Source organism: Sneathiella sp., from assembly GCF_029233945.1.
Classification (GTDB): Bacteria; Pseudomonadota; Alphaproteobacteria; order Sneathiellales; family Sneathiellaceae; genus Sneathiella.
Genome location: NZ_JARGOQ010000075.1, coordinates 1 through 8566 on the forward strand (window position 1 = coordinate 1; position 8566 = coordinate 8566).

At 54.9% G+C, this 8566-nt stretch carries 6 protein-coding genes; 1 reads left to right on the forward strand and 5 read right to left on the reverse strand.

Annotated features, from left to right (window positions below; translation table 11 throughout):
- A partial coding sequence (locus P1U71_RS16620) for an efflux RND transporter permease subunit (RefSeq protein WP_301106786.1) occupies positions 1-3071 on the forward strand: 3071 nt, incomplete at its 5' end.
- A 63-nt stretch (positions 3072-3134) separates the two neighbouring features.
- On the opposite strand, the gene P1U71_RS16625 is transcribed toward P1U71_RS16620, so the two are convergent.
- The 5 genes from P1U71_RS16625 to P1U71_RS16645 all read right to left on the reverse strand — a co-directional run.
- Positions 3135-3962, reverse strand: coding sequence for a phosphatidylcholine/phosphatidylserine synthase (locus P1U71_RS16625; protein ID WP_301106788.1), 828 nt, complete (start codon positions 3960-3962; stop codon positions 3135-3137).
- Positions 3963-4661 carry a phosphatidylserine decarboxylase gene (locus P1U71_RS16630; RefSeq protein ID WP_301106790.1) on the reverse strand — a complete coding sequence of 233 codons (699 nt, stop codon included), beginning with the start codon at positions 4659-4661 and terminating at the stop codon, positions 3963-3965.
- 110 nt (positions 4662-4771) lie between these two features.
- Positions 4772-6604 (reverse strand): ABC transporter ATP-binding protein/permease, encoded by a 1833-nt coding sequence (locus tag P1U71_RS16635; RefSeq protein ID WP_301106792.1) that lies wholly within the window; start codon positions 6602-6604, stop codon positions 4772-4774.
- 120 nt (positions 6605-6724) lie between these two features.
- A complete protein-coding gene (locus tag P1U71_RS16640) occupies positions 6725-7840 on the reverse strand; it encodes a LysM peptidoglycan-binding domain-containing protein (protein ID WP_301106794.1) in 1116 nt (371 codons plus the stop codon).
- A gap of 95 nt (positions 7841-7935) precedes the next feature.
- Positions 7936-8566, reverse strand: a 631-nt coding sequence (locus P1U71_RS16645; protein WP_301106796.1) for a cytochrome c, incomplete at its 5' end; no start/stop codon positions are given.

Consider the following 8566-nt stretch of genomic DNA (forward strand, 5'->3'; position numbering starts at 1 on the left):
AATCCGATCCGGATATCAATATCCCGATCATTTATGTGTCCATGACCCATGAGGGCATTTCTCCTGAGGACGGGGAACGCCTGCTGATCAGGCCAATGGAGCTGGAGCTCCGCTCAATCGAGGGCGTCAAGGAGATGACCGCGAGTGCATCAGAAGGCCACGCCTCCGTCACGCTCGAATTCGATGCCGGTTTCGATGTTGACAAGGCGCTTCAGGATGTACGCGAAAAGGTTGACCTCGCCAAGACCGAACTGCCGCAGGAAACGGATGATCCGACGGTTAATGAAGTCAACTTTGCGCTTTTCCCGGTGATTGTGGTGACCCTGTCAGGGGACGTCCCGCTCAGAACCCTGATCAAGCTCACAAAAGAACTTGAGGATCGGGTGGAAGGCCTGCCGGGCGTGCTGGAAGCCGATATCGGCGGTGATCGGGAAGAAGTGCTGGAAGTCATCATCGATCCCGTAAAGCTTGAGAGCTACAAGATTTCGAATGCCGAGCTTGCCAATGCGGTCGTCTCCAACAACAAGCTGATTGCCGCCGGTTCCATGGACACCGGCAAGGGACGTTTCGCCATCAAGGTACCGGGTCTTTACAAAAATGCCTCGGACGTTCTGGACATTCCTGTCAAGGTCAACAATGAAGGCGTGGTCACGCTTCGCGATGTGACAGAAATCCGGCGCACCTTCAAGGATGCCGACAGCTATGCCCGGCTGAATGGTCGACCTGCCGTGGCGCTGGAAATCAAGAAACGCGTCGGCGAAAATATTATCGAGACGATCGAGGCCGTCAAAATAGCCGTCGCCGAAGAGCAGAGCTACTGGCCGGAAAATGTGGTCGTGACCTATTCGCAGGACCGGTCCGAAGATATCCGGAACATGCTGCTGGATCTGCAGAACAATATCATCAGCGCCATCATTCTGGTCATGATCGTGGTGATCAGCGCGCTGGGTGTCCGCACAGCGGGCCTTGTCGGGCTTTCTATCCCCGGGTCTTTCCTGATCGGCATTCTGTATATGTATCTCATCGGGCTGACCATCAATATCGTAGTTCTCTTTGGGCTCATCCTCGCGGTTGGCATGCTGGTGGACGGCGCCATCGTTGTAACGGAATTTGCCGATCGAAAAATGGCGGAGGGCATTCACAGGAGGCAAGCCTATGCCCAGGCGGCCAAGCGCATGGCCTGGCCGATTATCGCCTCAACCGCGACGACACTTGCCGTTTTCATGCCGCTGATGTTCTGGCCGGGCGTGGTCGGGGAGTTCATGAAATACCTCCCCCTCACCCTGATCACAACGCTGACCGGATCGTTGCTGATGGCGCTTGTCTTCGTGCCGACACTGGGGTCGGTATTCGGCAAGGCGGGCTCAACCAATTCCAAGAGCCTAGCGGCGCTGGCGGCGGCGGAAAGCGGCGATATCCGAAGCCTTGGTGGTTTTACGGGGCGCTATGTACGCTTCCTCGCCATCTGCATAAAGCATCCCGCAAAGATTGTCGTGCTTGGACTTGTAACCCTTGTCGGAGTGCAGGTCTATTATGCGACCCATGGCAACGGCGTTGAATTCTTCCCGGATGTCGAACCGGAAATGGCGCTGGTTTATGTCCATGCGCGCGGCAATATGTCCACAGATGAAAAAGACCTGCTTGTCAGGCAAGTCGAAAAAGAAATCCTGAAAATAGATGATTTTACATCTCTGTACACACGGACAGGCGGACCAGCGCAAGGCCAAAATGTTTCCGAAGATGTGATAGGCACGATCCAGATGGAGTTCAAGGACTGGCAAGAGCGCCGTTCCGTGGAGGAGGTTTTCACCGACATTCGCGAACGCACGGCCCATCTCACCGGGATCGTTGTAGAGGCTCGCAAACCCGATAACGGGCCGCCAACCGGAAAGCATGTACAGATACAGCTTTCGTCGCGCAATCCGGATCTCCTCCCCATTGAGGTGGCGAAAATTCGCAATCATCTTGAAACCAATGTCAGCGACCTGATCGACTTGGAAGACAGCCGCCCTATTCCGGGCATTGAATGGCAGATCACCGTCGATCGGTCACAGGCCGGCCGCTTCGGGGCGGACATACAGACCGTGGGCAAGACAATCCAGCTCGTCACCAATGGCATCAAGGCGGATGAATACCGTCCGAACGATGCGGATGACGAGATAGATATCCGCCTGCGCTTCCCCGATGACAAACGCAGCATTGATCAGCTTGATAATCTGCGGGTGATGACAAGTAATGGCATGGTGCCAATCTCGAACTTCGTCAAACGCGAGGCCCGTCAGAAAGTCGGAACGATCAGCCGCTCCGATTCCAAACGGATCATGACCGTCAAGGCCAATGTCGCTGCCGGTGTTTTGGTCGATGATAAAGTGCAGGAAATCCAGGCCTGGATAGTGAATGAGGCAAATATCGACCCTGAAGTATCCTATGTGTTCAAGGGGCAGGATGAGGAGCAGAAAAAGGCCGGAGAGTTCCTCGGCAAGGCTTTTGCCGTCGCCCTCTTTATCATGGCGATCATTCTGGTGACGCAGTTTAACAGCTTCTACCACGCCTTCCTGATCCTGACGGCGGTCATCATGTCGACCATCGGCGTCTTCGTCGGCTTGATCATAACCGGTCAGCCGTTCGGCATCGTCATGACGGGCGTCGGGGTCATTGCGCTTGCCGGGATCGTGGTGAACAATAATATCGTTCTGATCGACACTTACGCGCATCTGCGCAAACAGGGGATGGAGGCGATGGAGGCGGTTCTGAGAACCGGCGCGCAACGTCTGCGTCCCGTCATGCTGACAACCGTCACGACGATCTTCGGCCTGCTGCCCATGACCTTGCAGATCAACATTGATTTCGTCTCCCGCGAGGTCGTGACGGGGGCACCTTCTTCCCAGTGGTGGGTACAGCTTTCGACGGCGGTGGCGTTCGGCCTTACCTTTGCGACGCTCCTCACCCTGATCATGACACCGTCATTGTTGATGCTGGGGGCGAATGTCAGTAGTTTTCTGGAACGGCGCCGTGAGAAAAAGGCTGCGAAGAAGGCCCTGACAAACGCTCATCCCGAACCTGCGGAATAGGCCGTCATTGGCCCCTTCCCCAGCGATATTTCTATAGGTGAAATTGAAAAGGCTTGAGATCTCTCAAGCCTTTTCCTCTTCTTCCCCGCCTGTATCATCGTCATCTTCGTCGGAATTTTCCGCATCGGTATTTTTACGGGTTTCCTGCTCCTGCAATCGGCGATGGCTGAGGATGGAAAAGGGGATGGTTGCCATATAGACAATTGCGATCAAGGAGAGCAACTGCCACGGATAACTCGCAAGCACCGCCGCCAGTCCGCCAACCAGCAGCAGAACCGGCATAATAAAGCGACGGGCAATGCGAATGCGCTTGATTGAAAAAGTCGGAATACGGCTCGCCATCATAAAGGCCATGAACAGCATCCAGGCGGCATTCAGGATGGCGGAGCGGAAGAGTTCGCTCTCCGTATAGAAATTCATCACCATGAACAGAAGCGAAATAGACGCCCCCGCCGGCGCGGCAATGCCGGTAAAATAACGACTGGCCCAAGCAGGTTGTTTCTCATCCAACATGGAGTTGAACCGCGCGAGACGAAGCGCGCAGGACACCGTAAAAATAAGAGCAATAATCCAGCCGACACCGCCAAGGCCACTTTCAAGCGTCCAGAGAAAGAGGACGAGGCCCGGCGCGACACCGAAGCTGACAAAATCGGACAGGGAATCAAGTTCCGCGCCAAATCTCGACGAGCTATTCAGCAGCCGCGCCATCCGTCCATCCAGCCCGTCAAGCACACCCGCCGCCAAAATCGCAATAACCGCCATCTCCCATTTCTCATCCAGCGAGAAGCGCACGGACGTGAGGCCAGCGCAGAGCGCCAGCATGGTGAGCATATTCGGGATCAGGGAGTTAAGCGGCATAAACCGCAAGCGGCGGCGCTGTTGGGTAGGCATTCAGCGAACCTCCAGCGCCATTGGTGCCTCGTTCTTGCCCTTCAGGTCGGCGATAATCGTCTCACCGCCAACCATTGACTGGCCGACACCGACAAGCGGCTCCACCCCCTCCGGAAGATAGATATCCGTGCGGCTGCCGAAGCGGATAAGACCAAATCGCTCCCCGGTCCGGACTTCCTGATTGTCAGTGAGATAGCAGACGATCCGCCGCGCAACGAGGCCGGCAATCTGCACGAACACGATGTCATTGCCATCCTTGTCGCGCAGGTGAACCGCATGGCGCTCATTCTCCTCCGATGCTTTATCGAGGGCCGCATTCAAAAACTTGCCCGGGCGATAAACCTGGCGAATGATGGTGCCGCCGAGCGGAACGCGATTGATATGTACGTTGAAAACATTGAGAAAAACACTGATGCGAAGGCGCGCATCTGATCCCATGCCGAGTTCTTCCGGCGGGACGGCCCGCTCGATCATCTGGACAACCCCATCGGCGGGGCTGACGATCAAACCTTCTGCGGTTGGTACATGACGGTCAGGATCGCGGAAGAAATAGACGCACCAGAGCGTCAGGATAACACCGATCCAGCCGAGCAGCGGCCAGGTAAACAGGAAAAGGGCAACGGTTATCGCGGCGAATATGGCGATAAACCGATGACCTTCCTGATTTATCGGCACCAGTACTGATTTTAGCGTGTCCATGTTTTCTTCCCTTCGGCATACGACCCGTTACTCAAACTAGGTCATACCGCATGTCATCGTCAAAAAGAACAAAAAGATGATGTTCCGAAACATCGACGCCATAGTATCGCTTAATCCAGTACCTGCTCAAGTTTCTCCTGATAACTCGCGGCTTCCTGCTGCCGTTTCCACATGGCGGCGTATTTGCCATCCATCGCGAGGAGGTCCTGATGACGCCCGCGCTCCTGAATACTGCCATTCTCAAGAACGATGATTTCATCCACTTCCACCACTGTGGAAAGACGATGGGCAATCACCAGCGTCGTGCGATTTTTTGAAACCTCGGCAAGGCTCGCCTGTATTTCCTTCTCCGTATGGGAATCAAGCGCGGAGGTGGCTTCGTCAAAGAGAAGTATTCTCGGCTGTTTCAGGATTGCCCGTGCAATCGCAACGCGTTGCTTTTCCCCGCCCGAGAGCTTCAAGCCCCGCTCCCCGACCATGGTTTTATAGCCATCGGGCAATTTCTCGATGAGTTTATCGATGCTGGCAAGACGGGCCGCCTCCTCGATTTCCGCATCGCTCGCCCCGGGGCGCCCATAGGCAATATTATAACGAATCGTATCGTTAAAAAGGACAGTATCCTGCGGTACGATGCCAATGGCAGCGCGTAAAGAATCTTGCGTCACATCTTTAATTTTCTGCCCATCAATCGTCACATCGCCCTTATCAACGTCATAGAAGCGGAACAGAATGCGTGATATTGTCGATTTCCCGGCGCCGGACGGGCCGACAATGGCCGTTGTCTTGCCCGACGGCACCGTGAAGGAGACATCGCGCAATATCTGCCGGTTGTCCTCATAGCCGAAATCGACATGGTGAAACTCCACCTCCCCGCCGCCCTCTGCAAGAGGTTTCGCCCCCGGCGCGTCATCAATCTCGCGCGAGACCGTCAGGAGCTCAAACATCTTCTCCATATCGACCAGGCTTTGCTTGATTTCGCGATAAACGAAGCCGAGGAAATTAAGCGGTTGGATGAGAAGCATCATAAAGGCATGGATCGCAACAAAATCACCGACCGTATAGTCACCAGCAACAACTCCGCGCGCAGACAGGATCAGGACGGCAATCAACCCGATACTGATAATAACCCCCTGCCCGATATTCAAGTAAGCAAGTGTCGTATTGCTCTTGACGGCGGCCGTCTCATAGGATGCGAGCGCCTTATCGAACCGGCGGGCCTCATGCCCCTCATTGCCAAAATACTTCACCGTCTCGAAATTCAGGAGACTATCAATCGCCTTGGTATTGGCCTCGCTATCCTTTTCATTCATAGTGCGGCGGTATTGAAGCCGCCATTCCGTCACCATCAGGGTAAAAACGATATAGCTGACCAGCGTTACCAGCGTGATCACTGACATCAGCCAGCCATACTGAACCAGCAAAATCCCGCAGATAAACAGGATTTTGAGCAAGGTCGGCGCAATATTGAACAGCATGAAGCGGAGCAGGAATTCAATTCCCTTGGTGCCCCGCTCGATCACTCGGCTAAGGCCACCTGTCTGCCGGTCCAGATGAAACCGCAGGGAAAGCCGGTGCAGATGCTGGAATGTATTCAACGCAACCTGACGGATTGCGTTCTGGCCTACTTTTGCAAACACCGCATCGCGGAGCTCGGCGAAGGCCTGCGTCAGGACCCGCGCAACGCCGAACGCAACGATCAGGCCGACCGGCATGACAATCACCGGATTGACGTCCCCCGTCATGTCGTCAACGATATATTTCAGGATGTAAGGGGTGTAGACGGACGCGACCTCAGCCATCACAAGAAGGATAACCGCGATGACGACACGGATTTTCAGATCCTGCCGACCGTCAACCCAGAGATACTTACCAAGAGTGCGCAGCGTCGAGAAATGACTCCGTGTGTCGGATTGGCTGTGACTGTCGAATGTCTGATTGCTCATGATTTATCCGCATTGACCCAAGATACAGTAACATAGCGCAAAGCCCGGCAATTAAGGCCGGTAAATTCCCTGCAACCGTCTTTTTGTGATGGTCACTACATCAGGATAAGAGAGAGGGCTCTATTCATGTTTGGGCAGGGTGAAAATCTGGCCAGGATAGATAAGGTCGGGATCGCGGATCTGGTCCTGATTGGCCTGATAGATCACGGTATATTCCACCCCCTCGCCATAAACGCGCCGGGCAATGCGCCAGAGGCTGTTTCCGGGCTGGACAATGGCGCTGAGACCGCCGCTTGCCTGTGCAAGGACGACATCGCTCGCCGGTGTTTTCTGAAATGGCAGCTCGACGCGCGAAATAATTTTTCCATCCGCCCCCTGCTGATCAATCCGGAGCGTGTGATTACCCGCCGGAATGGACTCATCGGGGACAAGCGACCAGTTGCCATCGCTATCGACTTCCGCCGTGCCAACCGGCTTGTTGTTTACATAGACAGTTATCCGATTGCCCGGTTGCCCGCGGCCCGAAAGCTCAAGCGTTCCCTTATCGTCATAATTAATGGCCCCGAGCGACAGATCCTTCGCCGCCGACACATCGCCCTTCGCATCGGGCACCTGCAAAAGCTTCGCCGAGGAGCCAGCCACCGCGCCGCTCACATCGTCTTTCGGAACCAGCATGGCAATGGCGGGAACCCGGTCTTCCACGGGAATCGTGCAATCGGGCACATTCATGATAACAAGGCTGCCGGACTCAAGCTCCTCTCCATCAGGATTGCGGGCGCTTAAATTCACGGTTTGCGATCCCGACGGGAGGGGTTTGCTTGATGTGAACACCCACTCCCCATTGACGGATGCGGTGACCTCACCGGTTTTATCCGCGCCGATATAGATGGCAACCACCGCCTCGGGCTCCGCTCGTCCGGCGGCTACAAGATCGCAATTCTGGTCAATGCGGATAATGTCGAAACTTGGCCGGGCGAGCGCGATACGCTTGCCTTCCGCATCTGAGGTATCGTCGAGATTTTTCTCAATGACTTTGGCTGCCGAAACCGTCCTCTGTTCCACAGCTTTTGCAGTATCTCCGTCCCCAGCCCCGGTGGCCGAGCTATCCGCGCCCGACGGGTCGGCGGTTTCGACCGGGCCCTGCGGATCCGATCCGAAAAACATGTCACTGCGGTGATAGAGAAACAGACCAGCCACTAAAAGTAGCAGAATTGCCAGGATACCAAATACGCGCACCAGAGCCTCACTCGATTAACCATATATGTCGCTATTATGAACCCCTGCGGCAATTCGCGCAATCTTTAGTAAAATTCGGGGATATAGCGGGCAAATTACTGTATTTTGTTGTTAATCGGTGGAATGCTTTTCAGGTAAGCGGCAATCGCGGCGAGATCATCATCAGTCAGTTTGGATGTGCTGTGACTGATCACTTCCTCCATACTGCCCTGGACATTATCAAAGTCCGGCATCATCCCGTCCTTCATGAAGCTAACGAGGTCCCCCTCCGACCAATCGCCAATCCCCGTCGCGGCATCCGGCGTGATATTGGAGACTTTCTCCCCCTCCCCGCCATTTGCGGTCCCGGCGAGATAAAGGCTCTCATCCGTCCCGCCCAGAAAGTTGCGCGGTGTATGGCATTCCCCGCAATGGGTCAGCGCCGCCACCAGATAGCCGCCACGCGCAATCGTCTCGCTGGCATTCGCGGGAGGAATATAGGGTCCGTCCTTAAAGAAAAGAAGCCGCCATCCCCATTGCAGCCATCGCCATGAAAACGGCGCAGAAATATCATGCGGACGGCTTTCTTTCGCAACCGGTGTCAATGACATCAGATGAGCTTTAATCGCGAGCGCATCTTTGTCCGTCATTTTGGTATAGCTGGTGTAAGGAAAAGCCGGAAAATAATACTGTCCTGCGGGAGAAATACCATGCTTTACTGCCTTCAGGAATTCCCCGTCCGTCCAG